The sequence below is a fragment of the Streptomyces violaceusniger Tu 4113 genome, assembly GCF_000147815.2.
Lineage (GTDB): Bacteria > Actinomycetota > Actinomycetes > Streptomycetales > Streptomycetaceae > Streptomyces > Streptomyces violaceusniger_A.
Map to the genome: position 1 here is coordinate 2,621,434 of NC_015957.1, position 23,177 is coordinate 2,644,610.

Below are 23,177 nucleotides of genomic sequence, written 5' to 3' on the forward strand. Positions count from 1 at the left end.
TCGATGTACGCCGAGTACCGGCTGTCCGGGCCGCTGGAGGTGCGGCTGAGCTCGGCGAGTTGGAATCTGGCGGTCAAGACGCTGTCGTCCTTCTACCGGTGGGCGGCGGCCGAGGGGTACGCGCCGACGGTCCCGTTCTCCTACGTGCGCCAGTCGATGACCCGCCCGGACGGTGCGCGGGTGGAGGTCACCAGGAACCTGGCGACGGTGCGTTCGGGCAACGCGCGCGCGACGCGGAAGTACCTGGAGAGGCCGTACGCTGAGCTGCTGATGCAGGCCCTGGCGGGCAACGACCCGGCGGGTGAGCGGGATGTCTCGTTCCGGGGGCGGGAGACCGGTCGCAACGCGGCCGTGATCGGCCTGGCGCTGTCCAGCGGGCTGCGGTCGCAGGAGTTCACGCATCTGACGGTCTACGAGCTGCCGCCGCTGCCGCGCCGCCGCACGGCGGTGCCGGTGCCGCTGGTGCTCGCTCCGCCGACGGCGAAGGGCAGGAAGGGCCGGTCGACGTGGATCGGTTACGAGGACCTGGCCCGGGTCCACGACTACATCGGCTGGGAGCGGGCCGCGGCGGCGGAGGGCTCGCGCTGGCAGCCCTGTGATCCGCTGTTCGTCGAGGCCCCGACTCACGACGGCGCGCTGATCAACGGAATGCGACGCCGCTGGCACACCCTCACCCCGGCCGAGCGGCTGCGGCTGGTGGCACCCGGCGGAGGCAGCGCCCTGCTGGCAGTGCAGTCCGGCGGAAGCCATTCGTCGACTGGGCGACCGTTCTGCGCCGGACCGCGCTACGGATCCGGGACCGCTTTGAGTCGTCCTTCCCACATGTCCATCCCCATGTCACCAGGCACACCTTCGCGATGGCCACGCTGGAGCGGCTGGTACGCGGCTACTACCAGCAGGCCGCCCAGCTCGTCGTGGACACGGGCGGCGACGACGCCCTGGCGCTCTATCTGACCAAGGCCGATCCCCTGCTGGTGCTGCGTGATTTGTTAGGACATACCAGTGCCGCCACTACTCAGGCGTATCTGCATCTGCTCGACATCCAGCGGATCTACCGGGACGCCTACGCGACCGCCGGAGGCGCGTTGACCGTGGATGCCGACGCGGTCGCCGAGTTCGAGGGCGAGGTCTGATGCCAGCCGAGATCCAGCACCCCCTGGCGGTGCTGTTCACGCTGCCGGACGGCGTCATCCACCACGGTGTCCTGCACGATCTGCCGAACCAGCAGCTTGCCACGGACCTGGCCGTGGGACTGGTTGCGGCCACGCATCCGCACGGGCCGATCCGCACCCGCTCGGTGGCCCGGCAGTACATGACGACGATGCGCCGGATGGCGCGCGACCTCGATGCCTGGGGTGTCACGGGCGGTCTTGCCGATCTGACCCCGGGCACTCTGGTCCAGTACTGGCTGACCTGCGACTACCACCGCGAACGGCGCATCCGCGTGGTGCTGGACGCCTTCCAGGAGACAGCCGGAGGACTGGACCCGGGTATCTGCCGTCACCTGGCCGGGCGGCGGATCAACAAGGTGCAGAAGAGCCGGCCCAACCAGCCCTACAGCGACGGTGAATGGCGGCGGCTGGAAGCCTCCTGCACCGAACAGATCGCGGCGGCCCGCCGCGCACACCGTCAGGCGCAGGAGGCAGCCGGCCGGGGTGCCGATCCGTCCGTCCACGGCGTCACCTTCGACAACCTCGCCTGGCTCTGGCTCCACGCGGGCCCCGCGGAGGCGAGAAAGGCCATCGAGCGGTTCGGCACGATGGGCGCCGGTGTTGACCGGGCTCAGCTCGCAGCGGTCGAAGCCGCGCTGTTCCCGGCCTCGGAGACGGCGTTCGCCTACCTCACGCTGTTTGCGATGCGCACGGGCATCGTCCCTGACGGCATCGACGCCCTGCGACTCGACAACATCACCCGGACCTCGGCGAACACCGTCCTGCTCTCCTACCGCAAGGGCCGCACCGGGGACGAGGCGCTCAACCTGCCCCGTGATGCCGTGCGGCTGCTGGACCGCTGGCTGGAGCACTCAGCCCAACTACGTGAGCACGCCGGGGATTTGGCTGATCGTGTATGGATCTATGTGGGCCGCGACGGACTCGGAAGAGGGCAGGGCAGGATCTTCGACCGCCCCCGCGGCCAGCGCCAGCGCCGGGCCTGGATGGAGTCCTCGGGCGTGCTCGGCGACGACGGGCAGTCCCTTCCGGTGCACGGCGGCCGGGTCAGGGCCACCTACCACCACCGGCGCGACCGCACGGCCTGGACCGGCCGCACGACGATCGACCCCAACCACAGCGCCCGCGTCGAGGGAGATCACTACCTCAGCTCTCACACCCCGGCCCAGCTGGACGCGCTTGAGGGCGTCATCGAGCAGGCCCAGGGCGATGTGCGGCGCAAGGCCGGCCCGCCGGTCGTGATCAGCGGTGAGGACGCTGCCGCGTTCGCCGCGGGCTTCCCTCGCCTGGTCGAGGAAGCCGGTCTGGACGCGGCGGCCATCCAGGCTCTGCTCTCCGGTGAGCAGGACATGTTCGTCGCCGCGTGCGCCAGCCCGCTCAACGGCCCGCGCGCCCCGGCGGGAACCCTGTGTCCGGCCCGGCCCTGGGTGTGTCTGCTGTGTCCGCTCGCCGCGTTCGCGACCCGTCACCTGCCCAATCTGCTCAGGCTCAAGGCGTACTTCTCCCGGCAGGCCCAGCAGATGACCACCACGCAGTTCCTGCGGATCTTCGGGCCATACACGGCCCGCCTGGACGAGGACATCCTGCCCCGCTTCGGCCCGGCCGCCATCGAGGCCGTCACCCGGCAGAGCACCGAGACCGCCGCCTTCTTGCCGCTGCACCTGGAGGAACAGCCCCAGTGACGACCGCCCATGCCTCTTCCCCGGCCCTGGCCGGGCGGCGCCCCTTCCACGGTCTCCCGGTCATCGAGACCGCCGGCCTGCGGCGTGAGCCCGGCAGCCCGCGGCCCGTATTCGACCAGGATGTCTGGGACCTGACCGGCCTCGCCGACGCCCCGGTGGTGATGAGCGCACACCGCAAGATCCTGGACTTCACCGCCATCATCAACCCCCGCTGGCGGCAGGTTGCCCGCGAGTACCTGATGGCGCGGATGGCCCCGCTCCATCCGGACGTGGCCGTCTTGCCGCAGGCGTTCCGCACCCCACTGAACCCGAACTCCCTCTGGTCCGAACTCAAGCACCTGGCCCTGTGGTTCAACCACCTCACCGCGGTTGGCATCACCTCGCTGTCGCAGGTCCGCCAGCATCACTGCGACGTCTATCTCGCGGCTGCCTCGCGCAGTGCCACCGACCCTGACCGGCTGCTGTCACCCGCGACCACGGTGGCGATGGTCCGCATTCCACAGTTCCTCGTCCTCTATACAGAGATCCTCAGCGATTGCTACCAGCCGGGCTTCACCCCGTGGCCGGGCCGCAGCGCGGACGAGGTCACGGGATATGTACGCAGTGACGAGAACCGGGTGCCGCCGGTCCCGGACACCCTGTTGCGGCCTCTACTGGCGAACTGTCTGTACTTGCTGGAGACGATCGGCCCGCTGCTGGTGGCCGAGGCGGCCGTGGCCCGCGCTGCCGACCAACGTGAGGCCGCCTCGCGGCGCGGCCTGCTGGTCACTGAGGTCGATGGCTTGCGCGAGGTCATCGAGCGACGGCGAGAGACCGGGCTTGCCGCTGCACGGGCCGCTGACGCGACCGTCACTCAGCGCTTGAAGCGCGGATGGGACGCGGGCGACCCGCTCCTGCACATGTCGTGGCATCCGCTCGTCGTTCAGGCGGCGGGAGCCATGGGACACCGCAGGGACCTGGAGAGACTCCGTCCCGAACTGGAACGGTGGGTAAGTGAGTGCGGCCTTCAGCAGCCCTGGTGCCGCGATGCAGCCCTGGTGTCCCGCCCCGATGACGGCACCCCGGTGCCCTGGGCCCTGCCGATGGCCCGGCACCAACTGGACGTCACGGTCCATGCCGTCACCTCTGCCGCCTACTTCCTCACCTCGGCGCTTTCCGGGATGCGTTCCTCGGAACTGGCGGAACTGACGAGCAACTGCCGCCAGCAGGAACAGCGGCCCGGCGGCGGCACCCGCTACCGCTTGGTCTCCCGCCGCATCAAGGGCGAGGTATTCGGCGGGACCGAGGACGCGTGGGTAGTCACCGAAGACGTGCACCTGGCCATCGCCACCGCCGAAGCCCTCACAGGCGCCGCCCCGGGTGAGCGGCTGTTCGCCAAGGCATCCAACAACAGCAACAGCCGCTATACCGCCCTGCGCGCATGGGTGAACGGCGAGTACGGACAGCGGCTCGGCCTGGAGCCCATCCCCGACGGCCCGGTCAATCCCCGAGCTCTGCGGCGCACGCTCGCGATGGCCATCGCCCAGCGCCCGCACGGCCTTATGGCCGTGAAACTGCACCTCAAGCATGCCAGCGTCGCCACAGCCGAGGGCTATGCCGCCCGCCCCGGCGGACACCAGGCCGCCTTCGCCGCCGAAGTCGCCGCCGAGGAAGAAGCCGAACACCTGCGGTTGACCGTCGCCGCCTACGAGGACTACCAGCGCGGCATCCTGCCCAGCGGCCAAGGCGCCCGCGACCTCATTGGCGCCTTCAGGGCCGTCGACCAAGTCCTGGGGCGGCACGACGCCGGGCCGGTCACCGTCATCGACGACCGGCGCGTCGAGCGAGTCCTCAAAGCGAAGGCGAAGACCCTGCACCTCGGTGTCGGCAACTACTGCTGGTTCTCCGATCCGGGCAAGGCATTGTGCCTGAAAATCGCCGGCACCCCGGACGCAGCCGAGCCGCTGATGGGGATGTGCGACTCGGCCCGCTGCCCGCAGGCCACCCACCACCCCCAGCACCGGCAGATCTGGGCCGAACACGCCGACAGCACTCGGGCCGTGTTTCTCGGCAACCCCAGACTCTCCAAGCCCGAACGGGCCCGAGCCCAGGCCGCCTTCGACCGTGCCACTCGCATCGTCGCCGATATCGACGCTGCCGGCCACCCTGACGAGGAGCCGCGCTCATGATGCACAACCCCCAAGCGGAACCCGAGGCCAGGATTCAGAACGCGATGCGGCAACTTCTCGCCGGGCCCGTTCCCGACGGGCTGAAGTGCGACGTCAAGAGCTTGTGCACCCTCGCAGGAGTACCGCGAGCGACGCTCTACCGCACCTACCCACACCTCAAGGCCGAGTTCGACCGTCAGCGCCAAGCCGCCCAGGAAGCCGGACAGCAGCCCGACCCACGCCTGGCTCAGATCGAACGTCTCAAGGCCGAGGTTGCCACTCTGCGCGAGCGCCTCAGCAGGAAGAACACTGAGGCTAGACGCTCTGAAGGAGTTCCAGGCCACAGCCCTGTCCCGCCTCGCAGCCCAGCACGAAGAGATCACCACGCTTCGACGACAGCTTGACGCCACCCCGGTGGCGTCAGTCCGCACACTTCCTCGATAGCGTGGAGTTAGACCCGAGTGATGAGGAGGGCGCGTGCGACTCGCGCTGGACGCACTGTTCGCTGACGTGCCCGCGGAGCAGCTCGATGAAGCTCGCGACTTCTACAAGTCGAGGGCGGCAGGCCGTGGCCCCGGCTCACTGGAGGAGCTGAAGGATGTCCGAGCGAAGAGGTCAGCTCCTCCTGCCGCCGATCCGCCTGCCATCGAAGAGACGATCGAAGCCGCAGAAGCACGCGTCCCTGTCAGAATCTTCACTCCTATCGACGGTCCGCCGCAGGGCGTCTACCTGGACATACACGGCGGCGGCTTCTACATGGACTCCGCAGCGCGAGGAGACAAACGCAACCGCGAACTCGCAGACGCCCTCCACCTCGCCGTTGTCAGCGTCGACTACCGGCTGGCCCCCGAGCACCCGTGGCCAGCGGCACCCGACGACTGCGAAGCAGCGGCGCTCTGGCTCGTCGAAGAAGCCGATGCCCGCTTCGGAACGTCCCGACTTGCGATCGGCGGGAGCTCCGCGGGAGCCACACTCGCCTTGGCGACCCTGCTCCGGCTGAGGGACAGAGATACCGTTGGTCAGTTCACCGGCGCGGCACTCCAATTCGGGACCTACGACCTGAGCGCACGAACCCCGGCCGGTCGCCGCATCGCGGACGAATACTTCATCCAGGCGTACGCCGGCCATGTGGAAGACCGCACCGTTCCCGACATCTCTCCCATCTACGGCGTTCTTCGCGGGCTTCCCCCAACGCTGCTGATCGTCGGAAGCGCAGACGTGTTGCTGGAAGACAACCTGGCGCTGGCAGGTCGGTTGTCAGCGGCTGGCAATGACGTCGAGCTCCGGGTCTACCCCGACTCACCTCACGGCTTCACGGCCCACCCCACGGCAATGGCCAGGACAGCGCTCAGCAGCGTCGACTCCTGGCTGCGCGACCGGATTACGCAATCGTAGGGACTGACCGCGATCTCGAAGGATCCCAGTCCCAGAGGTCGATTACGTGAGACACAGCCTCGCGCACTCCCGCCGACGTGGGCGGCAAACCATCAGGCGCGCAGTCGACATCGATCGACCGGACACGTCTCATGCCCGGCTATCGCGCGTAGCCGATGAGCATGTGTCGGAATCTATCGGGTGCACCGTTCACCGACGCTGTTTTCCGACGCGAGTTTCCGACACTGCCCACCTGCGGGTTCGTGATCACGTCCCCAAGTGTCGGCAGACGATCGTTTGCCGACACTTTCGAGTCGGTTCGCGATCCACTCCGGGTTTCGTGCTCGGAGCATCGCGCCGCAGGTACGGCACTCCATCGACGACTGAGCCGGGTCCGAACAGGATGCCCGCATTCAGCCCCGTAGCCCTGGGCGGTTCATGGTTTCAGGGCTCGCAGCTTGTCCCGGAGCTGCTTGGCGTCATCCTCGCGATGCTGTACTCGGTAGAGATCGGTCGCCTGCTGCCAGCTTTGACCGGCTTGGTCGTGTTGGCCGAGGGCATGGTGGACGTCGCCTATGTGGGCCAGGGTGTTGGCTTCCTCGTAGGCGTGGCCGATCTCCCGTAGCAGTGCCAGTGCGTGCTGGAAGCGGGTCAGGGCCAGAGTGTGCTGCCCATTCTGGTGGGCCAGGCGGCCCAGCGTGCCAAGGACGTCTGCCTCGCCGTCCCGTTCCTGGTGACGGCGGAACAGGTCGAGCGAGGTCTCGCCATGGACGCGGGCCTCCTCGTATTGGCCCAGCCGGGCACAATACAGGGAAACCTGGTTGTGCGCCTGGGCCTCCCAGACCGGCTTTTCCAATGTCTGGAGAAGAGCGAGGGCGTCGCGGGAGTGTTCAAGCGCCTGCTCATGGTTCTCCTGGCGCTCCCAGGCATAGGCGAGCACCAGGAGAGTATGGACCGTCTGGTCTACGTCCTCGTAGGTCTTGCTCAGGGACAAGGCCTGGTGAAGGTGGTCCAGTGCCTCATCGTGCAGGTCGGACCTGATGCAGGCGATGCCCAGGTTGCGACGGGCGAAGATCTCCGCCTCCGAGTCGCCGAGTTTCCGGGTTGCCTCCAACCCCCTTCTCCAGGCGGCGAGTTGGGCCTGCAGATGGCCGTTGCGGCGGTGAAAGGTGTCCAGTACCCACGCCATCCGCCACACCACGTCGTACCAGCCTGAGTCGGCAGCCAATCGCTGGGTTGCCAGCAACCCGGCGTGCTGGGTCTCTAGCCAGGCCATTGCCTCCGCCTGATCCACCGGTGCCAGCGGCCGGCAGTCGGCGGACGGCTCAGGGAATTCGATTCTTGTGCGATGCGGGTGCATTAGCTGTTCGGCTTCGCGGGCTGTGTGGAGGTAGAAATCGGCCAGCCGCCGCAGCGCGACGTTGCGTTCTTGCTGTCGGTCGGTCCGGTGAGCCTGCTCCGCCGCGTACAGGCGCAGCAGGTCGTGCAGGCGATACCGGCCGGGTGCGAACTGCTGAACGAGGTGTGCGTTCTCCAGTTCCCGCAGCGCCGCACGTACGGCGGTGACAGGACGGGCGACGAGGCTGGCGCCGGCGGCTGGCCCGATCTCCGGCCCCGGGGCCAGTCCAACGAGCCGGAATACCTCCGCCGCCCCGACGGTCAGGGCGCGGTACGACACAGTGAAGGCTGATCGCACATTGGCCGTCAGGTCACCCGCGTCCAGGCCGTCCAGCCGCGCCGACTCGTCCTGGAGCTCCTCAGCCAGCGCTGTCAGCGGGAAATCCGGATGAGCCGCAGCGCGGGCTCCCACCACACTGATCGCCAGCGGCAACCCCGAGCAGTGCTCCAGCAAGGCGGCGACGGCTTCCGGTTCGGCCCCTACCCGGTCCTCCCCCAGGTGGCGGCCCATCAGCTCCCGTGCTTCGGTGTCGGTCAGCACGTCGAGCGTCAGCATCCGGGCCCCGTGGGCGCTTGCCAGCCCGGCCAGCCGTCGGCGGCTGGTGACCAGCACCGCGCAGGTGGCGCTGCCTGGCAGGAGCGCGGCCGCCTGCTCGGCGTCGGCGGCGTTGTCCAGCACGATAAGCATTCGTTTGCCCTGGACCAGGCTCCGGTACAGTCCAATCTGAGCCTGCACGTCCCCGGGCACGGCGCCGGAATCCACTCCCAGCGCGTCGAGGAACCCGCGTACCGCCGCGGCCGGTGTGACAGGGCCTCCCGAGGGATCGAAACCGTGCAGATCGACGTATAGTTGCCCGCCCGGGAACCGGTCGATGTTCTGGTGCGCCCAGTGCAGGGCCAGCCAGGTCTTTCCGATCCCACCGCTGCCGCCGATCGCGGAGATCACTACGGTCCCGCCAGGCTCACCCACCGAGTCCAACGCCTTGGTGAGCTCCGCGAACTGGTGCTCCCGGCCGGTGAACCAGCGCGGTCGGCCGGGAAGCTGGCGGGGCACCGGGGCACCCGCCCCGGTGCGGGGGGCGGGCTCTGGCTTCGGGAGGGTCAGGGCCGCGTCGGCGGTGAGGATCTGCTGGTGTAACTGCTGCAGTGGCTGCCCGGGGTCGGTGCCCAGTTCCCCCGCCAACCGCCGCCGCAGATCCTGGTAGCAGGTTAGGGCGTCTGCGGCCCGTCCACTGCGGTACAGGGCGAGCATGAACTGACCGGCCAGTCGCTCGTCCAGCGGGTGCTGCCCGGCGCGGGCGGTGAGCTCGGGCAGCAACTCGCCGTGCAGCCCGCTCCGTAATCGGATGTCGGCGCTATCCAGTTCGGCCGACAGCCGTTCCCGCTCAAGGGCTTGGCGCAGATCGCAGAACCACGGGGTATCCACGGTGGCGAACGGCTCCCCACGCCACAGCCCCAGCGCCCGTCCCATCAGCGCCGCCGCCTGCTCGTCGCCGACCGTCCGGGCCTTCGCGACCAGGTCCCGGAACCGGTGGAGGTCCACGGCTGCCGCGTCCACCTCCAGGACATAGCCGCCGGGCTGCCGCGTGATCCGCACCTCCTCCGCTGCGGCCTCCAGCGTCTGGCGCAGACGGGACAGATAACCGTACAGCGTTCCCCTGACCCGCTGCGGCGCCCGGCCTGCCCACACCCGGTCGATGAGCTCGTCGACCGATATCACCCGGTTGGCATCCACGAGCAAAACGGCCAGCACACACCGCTGCCGAAGGTGTCCCACATCCGCCGCACGGCCATCGACGCGCACCTCAATTGTGCCGAGTAAGCCGAACTCCACCGCCATCCCGACCACCCCCTCGGCCGGAACCCTAGCCCCGGGACAACCGCCCCCACCAGCCGATTCAAGGTTCATCCAAGAATCGTCCGATACCCGTCGAACACAGTGATGTCAGTTCCAACCGTCTCCAACAAATAGGGAGAAAACGATGCGACTGCGTCACGCACTTGCAAGTGCAGGGCTCGGAACCGCCGTGGCCGTCGGCACGATGGTCGTGCCCGCACAGGCCGCCTCGACGACAACCACAGCGGTGCGCTCCCCCGCGGCAGCGTGCACGGAGTGGTTCGACAATGCTGGCAGCGGCGGCGCTGAGCGATTCCACGTGCAGTGCCCCGGGTACTACGTGACGGTCTCGGTCACCTGCAGCTCCGGCTCGCCCATCAACGGACCGAAGCGGTGGGAGTACCAGAAGGCGGAATGCCGCAACGGTGCGTACATCACCAGCGGTAGCTACCGGGCGACTAGGACCTGAGGCGGAAACGCGTTCAGCACGAACCAGGGCCATTCTCAGACCGCAACAGGCCGACCGGGCGGTTTCTCCCCCGGTCGGCCGGTTTTGTGCGACATTCCGTGAATTCGTGCTTGTGCAGCACCAGCGGCCAGGGGTAACCGGGGCGAGGACTCCGGGTGAGCGAGATCGATCCGTACGACGAGCTGAAGAAGCAGATGGCCGAGGCGGAGGAGCGGTTCGCCTCCGAGGTCGACGGCGCGACGATGACGGTGTCCACCGGCACCTGTCGTTCCGGTTCCCGAAGGCGTCCTGGGGGCCGTGCGAGGTGGTCACCTGGCCCGGCGTACTGACCCTGCGTGGCGGCCTGGGCTGCTGGTCGTTCACCCGCGTTGAGGACATGTTCGAGTTCTTCCGGCCCAGCCGGAACGTGACCCGCGTCAACCCGACGTACTGGGCGCAGAAGCTGGTTCCGGGCTCCGGCAGCGAGGTCAAGGAGTACGCCGAGGACCGCGCCCGCGTCTATGTGCGGCAGGCCGTGGCCGAGGCGGTGAAGCGGCACGAGCACATCCGAGCCGAGGACGCCGAGGAATGGCTGTGGTCGGACTACGCTGGGCTGAGTTCGACACCGAGGCGGCTCTGATGCGCACGCTGGGCCGTTTCGAGGACCGCGTTGACGCCGACCGGCCCCTTGGGGACTCCCTGGAGGAGTTCACGGCCTCCGAGTTCCACTTCCCCGTGCGCGACTGGGACCTGTACCGCTACAACGACTGGTTCCTGCTCTCCTGCGTGGTGCTGCCCTGGCCGTCGAGCAGTTTGACGCTGCCCTGGTCCCCGTCGGCTGAGGTTCAGACCAGGCTGCCCTCCTCTTCCTCGTCCTCGGGGATCGGGGCGTCCGGGTCGCGCAGCGGGCGCAGGATGCCCCCGGCCGGGGTGGATGGGGTGAAGCTGTAGCGGCCCAGCACGTTGAGGTTCTTGTGCTTGAGCGGGGACAGCCGTGCGATGTCGTCGTCGCTGATCTCGTGTCCCTCGGCGCGGAGCTGGGCGACGGCGGCGTCGATGTAGCGGGTGGTCCACAGGACGACGGCGTTCAGGACCAGGCCGAGCGAGCCGAGCTGGTCCTCCATGCCGTCGCGGTACGCCTGGTGGATGGTGCCCTTCTTGCCGTGGCAGATGTCCCGGGCGAGGCTGTGGCGGGACTCCTGCACGCTGAGCTGCTTGCCCATCTGACGGCGGTAGGTGTCGTCGACGGGGTCGACGACCTGCAGCAGGTGCAGGGTCTTGGCGACGCGTCCGTATTCGGCGAACGCCTGCCCCAGCGGGGCCGGCTTGCTTGCGCTGCCGAACATCCGCAGCAGGTCGTACGCGCGGACCTGGTTGGTGACCAGGGAACCGGCCACGCGGAGCATGTCCTCCCAGTGCTGGATGACCTTGTTCAGGTTCACCTTGTTCTTCGCCAGGTCCTCCAAAACTCCGTACTCGCCGGTCTCGACGCCGGGCATCTCCGCGCGCCAGAACCGCTGGTCGTCCAGGTCACGGAAGCGCGGGGAGAAGTTGTATCCCAGGATCTTGAACAGGCCGAACACCATGTCGGAGTAGGAGGCGTTGTCGGTGGCGACCATCTCCGGCTTCACCCCGCCATCCAGGTTCAGCAGGGCGTCCAGGATGTGCAGGGAGTCGCGCGGCGTGCCGGGCACCACCATCTGCCCGATGCCCGCGACCTGGTCATTCACTGCGTTCAGCCAGGTGATCCCGCGCTTGAATCCGAAGTACTTCGGATTCGGTGCGGCGTTGATGGTGCGGACCGGGACGACGAACCGCAGTCCGTCCACCGAGGCGAGCAGCCCGTTGCCCCAGTGCGCAACGACGGGCACCTCTGCCTGGGCGGCGATCAGCGTGGCGTTGGCCTCGGCGATGGTGTCGGCGCGTAGGTAGTACTGGTCGACGTGGGAGAGCCGCGAGCGGGTCAGGGCCACGTTGCTCGGGTTGATGACCGGGGTGAGCCCGATGTTGCAGCTCTCGCTCACCAGCAGCGCCACCACCGAGGTGGCCAGGTCCTCCATGCGGGTCTTGCCGTCGCCCAGGTGCACGAACGCGTCCAGGAACCCGGTCCAGGAGTGCACCTCGAACAGCAGGTCCGGCAGCTCGACCTTGGGCAGCATCCGTTCCACCCGCCGGCGCAGCCAGCGCAGCGACTTGGGCTCGCCCAGCGCCCCGAGCTTGTCGACGTTCAGCTTCGCGCGGCCCCCGCCTTCGGGGAACTCGATGGACACCTTCGCTTCCGCGCCGGCCTCTTCGAGGCGGTCGCCCATCTGCTTCCACGCGGCGTCCAGCACCCGCACCAGGTCGGTGAGGTGCTCGGTGACGGGCATGTCCAGGCTCAGGCCCGCCAGAACGTCCTCCCGTACGGCTGCCCAGGGCTTGCCGTCCAGCAGACGGGCGCGCGGGTTGGAGTAGCGGTGTGACGGGGAGGCGAAGATGTTGCGGCCCATCAACGCCCGGTACAGCTGCTCCAGCACGCACACCACATAGGCGTCGCGGTCGACCGCGCCCTGCGGCAGGTCCTTATTCGCGTACACCGCCTTGCGCCAGTACGGCGGCACCACCTTCTCGTCGACTTCCCGCTTCAGCAGCGGCTTCTCGCCCACGCGGCGCCGGGAGAGGGCGGGCAGGCACCTGACCGCGGCCAGGATGCGCTTGCCGGCCGGGGCCGCGCCGAGCATCTTCGTGTCACCCAGCAGCGACAGGAACGGCTTGACGGTGTTGTAGCGCAGCGCCAGCGCCTCGCGTATCGCGATCTCCGCCGAGTCGTCGTCCTCCGGAACAAGGCTGGCCACCAGCGTGGCCGCGCTCCACAGCTGGGCCCTCGGCGCGACCTCCTCCAGGGCCCGCCACATCGCGTCCGCGTCCATGGCGCCGCCGGTCTGCGCGAGGTGCTCCAGCTCCTCCATGACCACCTTGGAGATGCGGGCCGTGATGCGCGACGCCCTCTCCAGCTGCGGCAGGGTGGAGAGTCGTTCCTTGTCGGTACGCCTCTTCGCGGTACTGATCAGGCGCGTGGCCATCAGCACCGAGAACAGGTCCAATGCCTCGTCGATCGCCTTGGCTTCCAGGTGCCGCATCACCGCGGTGAGCATCGCCGTGCGCTTGGGATCACTCGCCCGCTCCAGCGTCGCCGCCTTCGACCCCAGGCCGTACCGGGCCAAAGCGGCCAGCCGGTTCGGCGGCAGCTTGTCCAGCTTGAGGCGGCCCAGGCGATACACCGCGATCTCGTCCACCCGCTGCAGGGCACCCTTCATCGCCGTACCTGTCGTCCTCGTCGGCGGCCGGCGCAACTCCTCCAGGTACGAAAACCGCTTCCCCTCCGGCACCACCAGCAGTCCTGCCAGGTCCCCGGGCAGGGACTTGTCCGCGCGGAACGTCGCCTTGGCCACCGTCGCGTGCAGCCGCTTGTCCGCGATCTGGCGGACCTCGGACACCTGCCGCGCGAGCACCGACACCCCGGGCAGCAGCACCCGGTTCTTCCGCAGCCAGCCCACCGCGTGATCGAACAGCGCCTTCGGGCCCTCCGCATGCGCTGTCCACGCCCGCCCATGCAGGAACGTACGGAACCTCCGCGACCACTGCGGGTCCTCGTACTCGTGGTACTCGTAGACGTCCCGGATCTCCCACGAGTGCTCATATGTCGTCGGCTGCCGCTCGGTGTACCGCTTGACCGCCGAGACGTCCTCGATGCCAAGCTGCCCTGCGATGTGCTCGATGACCACCCACGGCACATCGAGCGGATCGTCCGTCAGGAACCGGCCGATGTAGCGCACCGTGCACATCTGCAGCGCGAACCCAAGCCGGTTGTGATCCCCGCGCCGCTTCGCGATCAGCTTCCGATCCTCGTCGTCGAGGTAGAAGAACCGCTCCAGCTCCGGGCGCGTCGGCTCCTCATTGAACTTCCCGTACGACGCGGCCTGTTCGTCGGTCAAAAACTCCACTGGCATGGCGCGTGACCGTACGCGGGCGGGCGTCGCCGTGCCGCCAACTTCACCGAACCGGAACCGACCCCTCAGACAAGATCAACTGCTTAGCGTTAATGGCTGTACCGCTGCTACTCAACCCCGGTCATCCGCTCCCGCTCCGCCCGCAGCTCGCCCAGCAGATCCGGGCAGGTGGGCACGAGGTGCTCACCGCCGTCGTCGCGGAGGCAGGGCAGGACCTGGGAGATGGTCGCCGTCGAGAGCCCGGCCGCCAGCAGCGCGCGGATGCGCCGCACCACTGCCACATCGGACGCGCGGTATGCGCGATAGCCGCTGGGCAGCCGCTCGGGCTGGAGGAGGCCCTGCTGTTCGTAGTAGCGCAGCAGCCGCTCGCTCACCCCGGTACGGCGGGACAGCTCGCCGATCCGCATGGGCCCTCCTCCGCACGCCCTCACTCCCGGAACTCTCTTCAGGCCCCGAAACTCTCCAACGGATGTCAGGGTTTACGGCTTCGGGCGCACGCCGTCGCACAGGACGCGATCGGTGAGGCGCTGCAGGGCCGCCTCGGCCCGGAGCAACTGCTCGTCGTCGGCGGTCTTGCCGCTGGAGCTGATGGTCACCGAGCGCCGCCCGCCCTCGGTGAAGCCGGTCCGCACCGTGGCCCCTTCGAGGTCGCCGCCGTGGCCCCAGCGGTAGCCGCCGCAACTGAGCGGCTGCCGCATCATCCCGAGCCCGTACTGGGCATGCGGGAAGGCCACCTCGAAGTCCGGTCCGACGGGGACGGTCCGGCGCATCTCGGCGAGCTGCGCCGGGGGCAGCAGACGGCCGCCCAGCAGCGCGGTGAAGAACCGGTCCAGATCGCGGTCGGTGGTGATGAGCGAACCGGCCGCACCGCCCCAGGAGACGTTCCGGAGCGTGGTGTCCGTCCAGGTGTCGGAGCCGGGGAAGCGCTGATACGTATGCGCGTACGGGGCCTTCAGCCGCGGATCGTCCCCGGGCTCATAGGTGCCGGTCAGGCCCAGCGGGCGGATGATGCGCTCGCGGACCTCCTCCGGCCATGCGCGCCCGGTGACCTTCTGGATGATCATTCCGGCGAGGACATAGCCGGGGTTGGAGTAGTTCCAGTCGGGCTTTTGGTCATCGGCCGGGGCGGGCGGGAAGTCGGGCCGGTGCTTCATCGCCCCCGCGACCACCTGCTCGGGGGAGACATGGTCGAACCGGGTCCGATCGAAGTCCGCCGCCGAGTCGCCGGTGTCGTCGCTGTAGGCGTAGTTGTGGATGCCGCTGGTGTGCTGGAGCAGATTCCTGACGGTGATCCGGCGGCCGTCGTTGCCGTTACCGCTCACCACACCCGGCAGCCACGTGTCCACCGGATCGCTCAGCGAGAGCCGCCCCTCGGCGACCAGTTGGAGGACGACGGTGGCCACGAAGGACTTGGTGACGCTCGCGGCCCGGTAGTGCGCCCCGTACGGCATGGGACGGCCGGTGTTCAGCTCCGCCTCGCCCGCGCGGGCGTGGATCCGGCGGTGGCCGTCGCGCACCTCCACGGTCAGGCCGATGAAACCGGCGTCCTCAAGGGTCCGGGCCACCTCGCGACGCAGCTCGTCCTCGCTGAGCCGGTGGTCGGAAGAGTCGGAGCCGGGCGCTGTGGGCGCTTGGGGCGCCGTGGGGGCTCCGGGGGCGGAGGTGGTGGCGGCGGCCGGGACCGCGGCCGCACCACCGAGGAGGGCGACGGTGACGGCGGCGGCCATGACGAGGCGTAAACGAGGGCGCTTCGTGGGTGCGTTCATGTCTCAACAGCTTCCGGGTGCGGCGCCGCCCCGGCCATGCGGCAAGCCCCCGCGTAAGAGTGGGGGCAGCCCCATGGCCGGAGCCCCATGGCCGGAGCCCCGTGGCCCGGAGCCCCGTGGCCCGGAGCCTCACGGCCGGAGCTCCATGGCCGGGCTGCTCCGGCCGATCGATCGCTCGGCGCGGTCAGGCGCTCGGGGCCGGTCCGATCGCTCGGGGCGGTCAGGCCGACGAGCCGCTGTCCACCACCAGATCCGTGCCGACCACGGAGCCCGCCGCCGGTGAGGCGAGGTAGAGCACGGCCGCCGCGATCTCCTCCGCCTCCGCTATCCGGCCCAGCGGATTCTCGGTCTTCATCCGCTCGGCGCGGTCGGCCTCGGTCTCCCCGGGCCGCAGCGACATGGGGGCGTCGGAGGCGCCGGGGCTGACCGCGTTGATCCGGATTCCCTGGTGGATGTGGTCCAGCGCGGCGGCCCGGGTCAGCGTGGCGACCGCCGCCTTGGAGGTGCTGTACGCGCCGAGGCCCGGGACCCGGAGGTGGGCGCCGAGGTTGGAGGAGACATTGACGATCGCCCCGCCGCCGTGCTCCTTCATATGCGCAATCTGGTGCTTCATCGCCAGCCAGACACCGGTGACATTGGTGCGCAGCACCGCCTCCCAGTCCTCCTCGCTGACCTCTCCGAGGGGCCCCTGGCCGCGCATGATCCCGGCGTTGTTGACGGCGATGTCCAGTCCGCCGAAGCGGGTGACGGCCTGGTGCACCAGCTCCCGCAGTTGCCCGGAGTCGGTGACATCGGCGGGCACGGCGGCGGCCCGGCCATCGGCGGCCTCGATCAGGCGGACCGTCTCGGCCAGGGTGGATGCGGTGCGCCCGGTGGCCACCACGGAGGCGCCTTCGGCGGCGAAGGCGAGCGCGATGGCACGGCCGAGGCCGGTGCCCGCTCCGGTGACGAGGGCGGTCTTTCCGGTGAAGCGGTTCACCTGATTCTTGCGAGGATGCCCCGGTGTTCACGCCGGGGAGGAATCGCATCCCAGGCCCGCGACGCGGAGCGTCGCCGCGTCGGTCTTCTTCTGTGGGCGCGGAGCGTCCGCCCCAGCTGCCCGGCGAGCCGGGCAATGCGTACATACGTACTGCTGGTCGCCGATCGTGATGAAGGGGCTGGACGACTGGCATGTCTGTCGCATGGTCGCACTATCGTCTGGGTCATGAAGCTGGTGGTGCAGGTGAAGCTGCTGCCGACGCCCGTGCAGGCGGCGGCACTTGAGGCCACCTTGTGTGCCTGCAACCGGGCCGCCGACCAGGCTTCGAGGGTTGCGTACGAGACGGGTGTGACGAGCCGCAACGATCTGCAAAAGGCTGTCTACGCGGATCTGAAGACCCGGTACGCACTGTCCGCGCAGCCCGTGGTGCGGGTGGTGAAGAAAGTCGTGGACGCTTACGCCACCCTGCGCGCGAACCTGAAGACGGGCCGTCTCGGCCCGGCGGACTCGAAGAGGTACCGGAAGGCCACCGGCTCCCCGATCGCCTTCCGGCCGCAGGCGGCCCAGCCCTTCGACGACCGCTGCCTGTCCTGGCAGATGGACGCTCGCACCGTCTCGGTCTGGACCGTCCACGGCCGTCTGAAGAACGTCGGCTTCGCCGCCTCGCCCGACCAGCTCAAGACCCTGGTCGCGTACCGCAAGGGCGAAAGTGACCTGATCTTCCGGGACGGGAAGTGGTTCCTGGCCGCGACCTGTGAGATCCCCGACCCCGAGGTGTTCGAGCCGGTCGACTGGATCGGAGTGGACCGCGGCATCGTCAATCTCGCCACCACCAGCGACAACACCAACTACCAGGGACGGCGCCTGTCCCGTTACCGGCGTTGGCAGGCCCGCAAACGCGCCGAGCTCCAGGCCAGGAAGACCCGCTCGGCCACCCGTCGGCTGGCCCGCCGCGCCAAGAGGGAGCACCGTCATGCCACCCACATGAACCATGTGATCAGCAAGGAGATCGTGTCGGTCGCGCAACGCACCGGTCGCGGGATGGCTGTCGAGGAACTCGGCGGTCCGGGACCGGGTACGGCTACGCCGGGACCAGCGCGGCACGCTCTCTGCCTGGCCTTTCCACCAGTTGGGACAGCACCTCGCTTACAAGGCCCGCCGGGCCGGGGTGCCGTTCCTCGAAGTGGATCCGGCCTATACCTCGCAGCGTTGTCCGCGCTGTGGGCACACCGGTCGGGCCAACCGGCCCGACCGGGACCATTTCCGTTGTCGTCGGTGCGGGCTCGCTGGCCCCGCCGACCTCGTCGCCGGGGTCAACGTGCGCGATCGCGCACGCTCGGCGTGGGTATTCGTCACCATGCCCGTCGCTCCAGGGCACACCCCGGCCTGAAGCGAGATGCGACCCGTGACCGTCCCGTCGTAGGGGGCAGTCGGGAGCGCGACAAGGCGTGAACCACCGAGCCACACAAGCTCGGTCGTTCACGGCCGAGAAGGTGACTGCATGGCTCCTTGAGGAAGAGAGGAGGGACGGGATGGACGGGTCCGCTGGACGCGGAGGTTCAGGGCGGCGACGAGGGCGAGCGCGGCCCCCGTCGCGGCGCGGTGCCGGTGCCGCACGGGGTGTCGGTGACGGTCATCTGTCCCCCAATATTTGACCTATCGTTTTAATATTCGGGCATACGAATGGGCTCTGTCTCACTCCCGTGATCGTGATGTGGTGCGGCTCCGCGCTGGGGGCGGACCGGCTGCTACTTCGGGCCGGAGAGCTCAGGCCCGGAGAGCTCAGGTCGGAGGCGTCAGGCCGTGGCGATCAATCCAGCAATGCCAGCGCCTGTTCCGCGGCGTCCCGCACCCGGGCCGGGTCGTCCGACGCTTTGCCGACCACCCGCAGCCCCTGCATCAGCACGAACAGCATCCGCGCCAGCGCGCGGGGGTCGCGGTCCTCGGGAAGCTCCCCCTGGGCCTGGGCCCGTATCAGTGCGGAGTGCAGCGGGGTCTCCACGTGGTCCCAGCTCAGCTCCACCCGGCGGGCGGCCGCCCGGTCGTGCGGAGCCAGCTCGGCCGCTGTGTTGGTCACCAGGCAGCCGGCCAGCCGCCTCTCCGGGGAGGCGGCCTCCTCGGCGAAACGCCGCACCACCGCCCGCACCGCGGGCAGTGCGGGACCCGGCTGGGACAGCTCGGCCAGCAGGGACGGGTCGCGCGTCTCCGCATAGCGGTCCATGGCCTTCAGGTACAGCTCGTGCTTGCTGCCGAAGGTCGCGTAGATACTGGCGCGGCCGATGCCGAGATAGTCGACGAGGTCCGCCATCGAGGTCGCTTCATAGCCGCGCTGCCAGAACAGCTCGAGAGCCGACTGCAGGGCGGCCTCCGGGTCGAATTCCTTCGTTCTGGCCATGGCCCGACGGTAGCACCTAACCAGAACGAGCGGTCAAGAACACTTTCGAGTGAAGGCCCGGATGAAGGCCCGGATGCGGAACACATGTACGGGACCCGGTAGGGGCCGGCCGACGCAGGGGGCGCTCCCCGCCGGCCGGCCCGCCAACCCGTGCAGCGGGCGGACCGCTTCTCAGGTCCCGCCGACCGCTGTCCGCAGGGCGAGTCGCTGCTCGCCCGCGTACACGTTCATCGAAGTGCCGCGGAGGAAGCCGACCAGGGTCAGCCCCGTCTCCGCCGCCAGATCCACCGCCAGTGAGGAGGGCGCCGACACCGCCGCCAGCACCGGGATCCCCGCCATCACCGCCTTCTGCGCCAGCTCGAAGGAGGCGCGGCCCGAAACCATCAGCACCGACCCCGACAGCGGCAGCAGACCCTGCTGGAGCGCCCGCCCCACCAGCTTGTCCACCGCGTTGTGCCGGCCCACGTCCTCCCGCAGGTCCAGCAGCTCACCGTCCGGGGTGAACAGCCCCGCCGCGTGCAGCCCGCCGGTCCGGTCGAAGACGCGCTGCGCCGCACGGAGCCGGTCGGGGAGCACGGAGAGCGTCTCCGGCTCGATCCGGACGGGAGAGCCCCCGCCGTCCGCCCCGCCGTCCGCCCCGTCACCGAGGCCGTCCGCGAGCGGCCAGCGCGCCGTCGTCCGCACCGCGTCCAGGCTGGCCTTGCCGCACAGCCCGCAGGAGGACGTCGTATAGACATTGCGCTCCAGCGTGATGTCCGGGACCGGCACGCCCGGAGCGAGCGTCACATCCACCACGTTGTAGGTGTTGGAGCCGTCCTCGGTCGCGCCCGCGCAGTAGACGATGTTCGCCAGCTCGTCCGCGCGCCCGAGGACGCCCTCGCTCACCAGGAACCCGGCGGCGAGGGCGAAGTCGTCGCCCGGTGTGCGCATGGTGATCGCCAGCGGTTTGCCGTTCAGCCGGATCTCCAGCGGCTCCTCCGCCACGAGGGTGTCCGGCCGGGTGCTGACCGCCCCGTCCCGGATGCGGATGACGCGGCGTCGCTCGGTGACCCGTCCCATGTCGATCAGTCCCGGTTCTGTGCGTGGTTCTGTACGTGCTGGTACCCGAAACGGCCCTTGATGCACAGGTTCCCGTGGGTGACGGGATTGTCGTGCGGCGAGGTGACCTTCACGATCTCATTGTCCTGCACATGGAGGGTGAGGTTGCACCCCACACCACAGTAGGCGCATACCGTCGTCGTCTCCGTCTGCGCCGACTCGTCCCACGCCCCGGCCGCCCGCATGTCGAACTCCGTCTTGAAGCTCAGCGCGCCGGTCGGGCACACCTCGATGCAGTTGCCGCAGTAGACACACGCGGAGTCGGTAAGGGGCGCGTCGTGCTCGGTGGAGATCCGGGCGTCGAAACCGCGGCCCGCGACCGCGATCGCGAAGGTGTTCTGCCACTGCTCGCCGCAGGCGTCCACGCACTTGTAGCAGAGGATGCATTTGTCGTAGTCGCGGACGTACAGGTCGTTGTCGACCTTCGGCTCCTCGTCCACCCGGGCGGCGTCCGCGCCGAAGCGGTCCGGCTCGGCTCCGTACTCCTCGATCCACTCGGCCGCGCGCGGGGTCGTCGACAGATCGGTGGAGGAGGCCAGCAGCTCCAGGACGACCTTACGGCTGTGCCGGGCCCGCTCGGTGTCCGTGCGCACCTCCATGCCCTGCTCCACCCGGCGGGAGCAGGCCGGGGCGAGGGTGCGGGCGCCCTCCACCTCCACCACGCACACCCGGCAGGCGTTCTTCGGGGTGAGCGTGTCGCCCTGGCACAGGGTCGGGACGTCCTTGCCCGCGGCGCGGCACGCGTCCAGCAGGGTGCTGTCCTCCGGGGCGCGGACCGGCTCGCCGTCCAGGGTGAGGTCGACCAGACGGCGCGGGGGTCGCAGCGGTATCGCGGTCACTTGAAGGCTCCCAGGCGGTCGATGGCGGACTCCACGGCGTTCCAGGCGGTCTGGCCCAGACCGCAGATCGAGGCGTCCCGCATGGCCTGGCCGACCTCGCGCAGCAGCGCGATGTCCCCGGCCGCGGCGGCGCCCGTAAGGTCCTTGATCCGGTGCAGCGCCTCCTCCTGCCGTACGGTGCCCACCCGGCAGGGGACGCACTGGCCGCAGGACTCGTCGCGGAAGAACTCCGCGATGCGCAGCAGGACGCGGGGCAGGTCGACGCTGTCGTCCAGGACCAGCACCACCCCCGAGCCGAGGGTGGTGCCCGCGGCGCGCGTGCCCTCGAAGGTGAGCGGGACGTCCAGCTCGTCGGGGCGTACGAAACCGCCCGCCGCGCCGCCGAGCAGCACCGCGCGCAGGGTCTCGGGCGGCCCCGCGAGCTCCAGCAGCTCGCCCAGCGTCGCCCCGAACGGCAGCTCGTAGACGCCGGGCCGGGCGACCGTGCCGGAGACGCAGAACAGCTTGGTGCCGGTGGAGGTGCCGGTCCCGGTGCGGGCATACGCCTGCGCACCCTCGATCAGAATGGGCAACACATTGACCAGCGTCTCCACGTTGTTGACCGCGGTCGGCTTGCCGAACAGCCCCTTCTCGACCGGGAACGGCGGTTTGCTGCGCGGTTCACCGCGCCGCCCCTCGATCGAGTTGAAGATCGCGGTCTCCTCACCGCAGATGTACGCGCCCGCGCCGCGCCGGATCTCGATCTCGAACGCGAACCCCTGCCCCATGACGTCCTCGCCGAGGAAGCCCCGGGCCCGGGCCCGGTCGATGGCGGTGCGCAGCCGGCGCAGCGCACGGGGGTACTCGCCGCGCAGATACAGATAGCCGCGGTGGGCCCCGGTCGCATAGCCCGCGATGGTCATGGCCTCGATCAGGGCGTACGGATCGCCCTCCATCAGGACCCGGTCCTTGAAGGTGCCCGGTTCGCTCTCGTCGGCGTTGCAGACCAGATAGTGCGGATGGTCGGGCTGCTGTGCGGTGGCCGCCCACTTCCGCCCGGTCGGGAACGCGGCCCCGCCCCGCCCGACCAGCCCCGCCTCGGTGACCTCCCGGATCACCCCGGCGGGCCCGAGCGTGAACGCGCGCCGCAGGGCGGCGTATCCGCCGTGCGTGCGGTAGTCGTCGAGCGACCCCGGGTCCACGACCCCGACCCGGCGCAGCAGCACCAGGGCGTGGCCTCCGGTCTGGGGCACGGATGCGTTCCGCGGCGTGGAACTCTCCGGCCGCGCGCCTGGGTCGGCGTGCCGCTCGGCATGCGCGGAGTTGCCCGGCCGCTGTCCGGCGTCCGGCCGCTGTCCGGCGTCCGGCAGCGGCCCGGAGTCGGGGCGCGGGGCGGGCGCGGCCACGGCGCCATGGGTGCCCGCCCGTGCGGCGGGCGGGGGCTGGGGGGCAGGGGCGCCGGTCTGGGGGACCGCGGCCGCCGCGGATGGTTCGGGCGGCGCGTCGTGCGGCGCCGACGCCGCGTCGGCCACCGCCTCGGCCGTGGCGGGGGCGATGACCGCGGTCTGAGGGGCCTCGCCCGCGCGGATCGCCAGGGCCGCCGGGGCGCGTTCGCACAGGCCCAGACACGGGCTGGGCTGCCAGACGGCTCCGGACCCGGCCGAGCCCGCCGGGCCCAGGTCCCGTTCGAGCTCCGCGCACACCCGCGCGGAGCCCCGGGCCGCGCACGCCAGATCCGTGCAGACGTGGACGACGGTCGCCGGACGGGGTTTCACCGCGAACATCGCGTAGAAGGTCGCGACCCCGTAGCCCTCCGCCGGAGGGACCGTCAGCCGGCGGCACAGATAGTCCAGGCCGCCCTCGCTGATCCAGCCCACCCGGTCGTTGAGGGCATGCAGCCCCGGCAACAGCAGTTCGCGCCGCTCACGTGCCTCGCGGCCGCCGCGCGCCCAGCGCAGATCGCTGTCGTTGCGGTCGTCCGCGCCCTCCCAGGCGGATTCGGGCGGGCCGAGCAGGGCGTCGACCGCCGCCCGCTCCTCGTCCGTGGGCTTGCCGGCACCGAAGCGCAGATCCACGG

16 protein-coding genes and 1 pseudogene are annotated in these 23,177 nt (G+C 69.8%); 8 read left to right on the forward strand and 9 right to left on the reverse strand.

Annotated features, from left to right (window positions below; genetic code table 11):
* Positions 1–3 precede the first annotated feature (3 nt).
* The 5 genes from STRVI_RS11510 (at position 4) to STRVI_RS11525 (ending at position 6,393) form a co-directional block, all read left to right on the forward strand.
* Positions 4–954, forward strand: coding sequence for a hypothetical protein (locus STRVI_RS11510; protein WP_251982587.1), 951 nt, complete (start codon positions 4–6; stop codon positions 952–954).
* Positions 858–1,133 carry a hypothetical protein gene (locus tag STRVI_RS54130; RefSeq protein WP_251982588.1) on the forward strand — a complete coding sequence of 92 codons (276 nt, stop codon included), beginning with the start codon at positions 858–860 and terminating at the stop codon, positions 1,131–1,133. Before STRVI_RS11510 ends, STRVI_RS54130 begins: the two co-directional genes overlap by 97 nt.
* Positions 1,133–2,851, forward strand: a complete 1,719-nt coding sequence (locus STRVI_RS11515; RefSeq protein WP_014043569.1) for a hypothetical protein — start codon at positions 1,133–1,135, stop codon at positions 2,849–2,851. Before STRVI_RS54130 ends, STRVI_RS11515 begins: the two co-directional genes overlap by 1 nt.
* On the forward strand, positions 2,848–5,019 hold the full coding sequence (locus STRVI_RS11520) for an integrase (RefSeq protein ID WP_014043568.1): 2,172 nt from the start codon (positions 2,848–2,850) through the stop codon (positions 5,017–5,019). Before STRVI_RS11515 ends, STRVI_RS11520 begins: the two co-directional genes overlap by 4 nt.
* 456 nt (positions 5,020–5,475) lie before the next feature.
* On the forward strand, positions 5,476–6,393 hold the full coding sequence (locus STRVI_RS11525; RefSeq protein ID WP_014043566.1) for an alpha/beta hydrolase: 918 nt from the start codon (positions 5,476–5,478) through the stop codon (positions 6,391–6,393).
* Positions 6,394–6,808: 415 nt separating this feature from the next.
* Here STRVI_RS11525 and STRVI_RS11530 read toward each other — a convergent pair whose 3' ends face one another.
* Positions 6,809–9,679 (reverse strand): AfsR/SARP family transcriptional regulator, encoded by a 2,871-nt coding sequence (locus STRVI_RS11530; protein WP_251982589.1) that lies wholly within the window; start codon positions 9,677–9,679, stop codon positions 6,809–6,811.
* A 552-nt stretch (positions 9,680–10,231) separates the two neighbouring features.
* Here STRVI_RS11530 and STRVI_RS52575 point away from each other — a divergent pair.
* Positions 10,232–10,405, forward strand: coding sequence for a hypothetical protein (locus STRVI_RS52575; protein ID WP_167543201.1), 174 nt, complete (start codon positions 10,232–10,234; stop codon positions 10,403–10,405).
* Positions 10,381–10,695, forward strand: coding sequence for a hypothetical protein (locus STRVI_RS46250; protein ID WP_014055824.1), 315 nt, complete (start codon positions 10,381–10,383; stop codon positions 10,693–10,695). Before STRVI_RS52575 ends, STRVI_RS46250 begins: the two co-directional genes overlap by 25 nt.
* 205 nt (positions 10,696–10,900) lie before the next feature.
* Here the strand turns inward: STRVI_RS46250 and STRVI_RS11545 are convergent, their stop codons facing one another.
* From STRVI_RS11545 to STRVI_RS11560, 4 genes and pseudogenes are all read right to left on the reverse strand, one after another.
* Entirely contained in the window at positions 10,901–14,044 is a 3,144-nt protein-coding gene (locus STRVI_RS11545) for a Tn3 family transposase (RefSeq protein WP_014055826.1), read from the reverse strand.
* Between the two features lie 119 nt (positions 14,045–14,163).
* Positions 14,164–14,451: pseudogene (locus STRVI_RS11550) on the reverse strand (MerR family transcriptional regulator); the annotation flags it as partial.
* A gap of 72 nt (positions 14,452–14,523) precedes the next feature.
* Complete coding sequence (locus STRVI_RS11555; protein WP_014055828.1) at positions 14,524–15,810, reverse strand: serine hydrolase domain-containing protein; 1,287 nt, start codon at positions 15,808–15,810, stop codon at positions 14,524–14,526.
* A gap of 220 nt (positions 15,811–16,030) precedes the next feature.
* Positions 16,031–16,789 carry an SDR family NAD(P)-dependent oxidoreductase gene (locus STRVI_RS11560; protein ID WP_014055829.1) on the reverse strand — a complete coding sequence of 253 codons (759 nt, stop codon included), beginning with the start codon at positions 16,787–16,789 and terminating at the stop codon, positions 16,031–16,033.
* A gap of 225 nt (positions 16,790–17,014) precedes the next feature.
* Between STRVI_RS11560 and STRVI_RS56360 the strand changes: the two genes are divergently transcribed.
* Entirely contained in the window at positions 17,015–18,241 is a 1,227-nt protein-coding gene (locus STRVI_RS56360; protein ID WP_014055830.1) for a transposase, read from the forward strand.
* 358 nt (positions 18,242–18,599) lie between these two features.
* Here the strand turns inward: STRVI_RS56360 and STRVI_RS11570 are convergent, their stop codons facing one another.
* From STRVI_RS11570 to STRVI_RS11585, 4 genes are all read right to left on the reverse strand, one after another.
* On the reverse strand, positions 18,600–19,184 hold the full coding sequence (locus tag STRVI_RS11570; protein ID WP_014055831.1) for a TetR/AcrR family transcriptional regulator: 585 nt from the start codon (positions 19,182–19,184) through the stop codon (positions 18,600–18,602).
* Positions 19,185–19,355: 171 nt separating this feature from the next.
* The gene (gene fdhD, locus STRVI_RS11575) at positions 19,356–20,243 is read right to left on the reverse strand and encodes a formate dehydrogenase accessory sulfurtransferase FdhD (protein ID WP_014055832.1); all 888 of its coding nucleotides are present in this window, start codon (positions 20,241–20,243) and stop codon (positions 19,356–19,358) included.
* Positions 20,244–20,248: 5 nt separating this feature from the next.
* Entirely contained in the window at positions 20,249–21,121 is an 873-nt protein-coding gene (locus tag STRVI_RS11580) for a 2Fe-2S iron-sulfur cluster-binding protein (RefSeq protein WP_014055833.1), read from the reverse strand.
* Positions 21,118–23,175 (reverse strand): NADH-ubiquinone oxidoreductase-F iron-sulfur binding region domain-containing protein, encoded by a 2,058-nt coding sequence (locus STRVI_RS11585; protein ID WP_014055834.1) that lies wholly within the window; start codon positions 23,173–23,175, stop codon positions 21,118–21,120. Before STRVI_RS11585 ends, STRVI_RS11580 begins: the two co-directional genes overlap by 4 nt.
* Positions 23,176–23,177 lie beyond the last annotated feature (2 nt).

Bases quoted from the DNA above. Each gene is read 5' to 3' on its own strand.
- STRVI_RS11510 (WP_251982587.1), top strand. From the start codon at position 4: ATGTACGCCGAGTACCGGCTGTCCGGGCCGCTGGAGGTGCGGCTGAGC.
- STRVI_RS54130 (WP_251982588.1), top strand. From the start codon at position 858: ATGGCCACGCTGGAGCGGCTGGTACGCGGCTACTACCAGCAGGCCGCC.
- STRVI_RS11515 (WP_014043569.1), top strand. From the start codon at position 1,133: ATGCCAGCCGAGATCCAGCACCCCCTGGCGGTGCTGTTCACGCTGCCG.
- STRVI_RS11530 (WP_251982589.1), bottom strand. From the start codon at position 9,679: ATGAACCTTGAATCGGCTGGTGGGGGCGGTTGTCCCGGGGCTAGGGTT.
- STRVI_RS11545 (WP_014055826.1), bottom strand. From the start codon at position 14,044: ATGCCAGTGGAGTTTTTGACCGACGAACAGGCCGCGTCGTACGGGAAG.
- STRVI_RS11555 (WP_014055828.1), bottom strand. From the start codon at position 15,810: ATGAACGCACCCACGAAGCGCCCTCGTTTACGCCTCGTCATGGCCGCC.
- STRVI_RS56360 (WP_014055830.1), top strand. From the start codon at position 17,015: ATGAAGCTGGTGGTGCAGGTGAAGCTGCTGCCGACGCCCGTGCAGGCG.
- STRVI_RS11570 (WP_014055831.1), bottom strand. From the start codon at position 19,184: ATGGCCAGAACGAAGGAATTCGACCCGGAGGCCGCCCTGCAGTCGGCT.
- fdhD (WP_014055832.1), bottom strand. From the start codon at position 20,243: ATGGGACGGGTCACCGAGCGACGCCGCGTCATCCGCATCCGGGACGGG.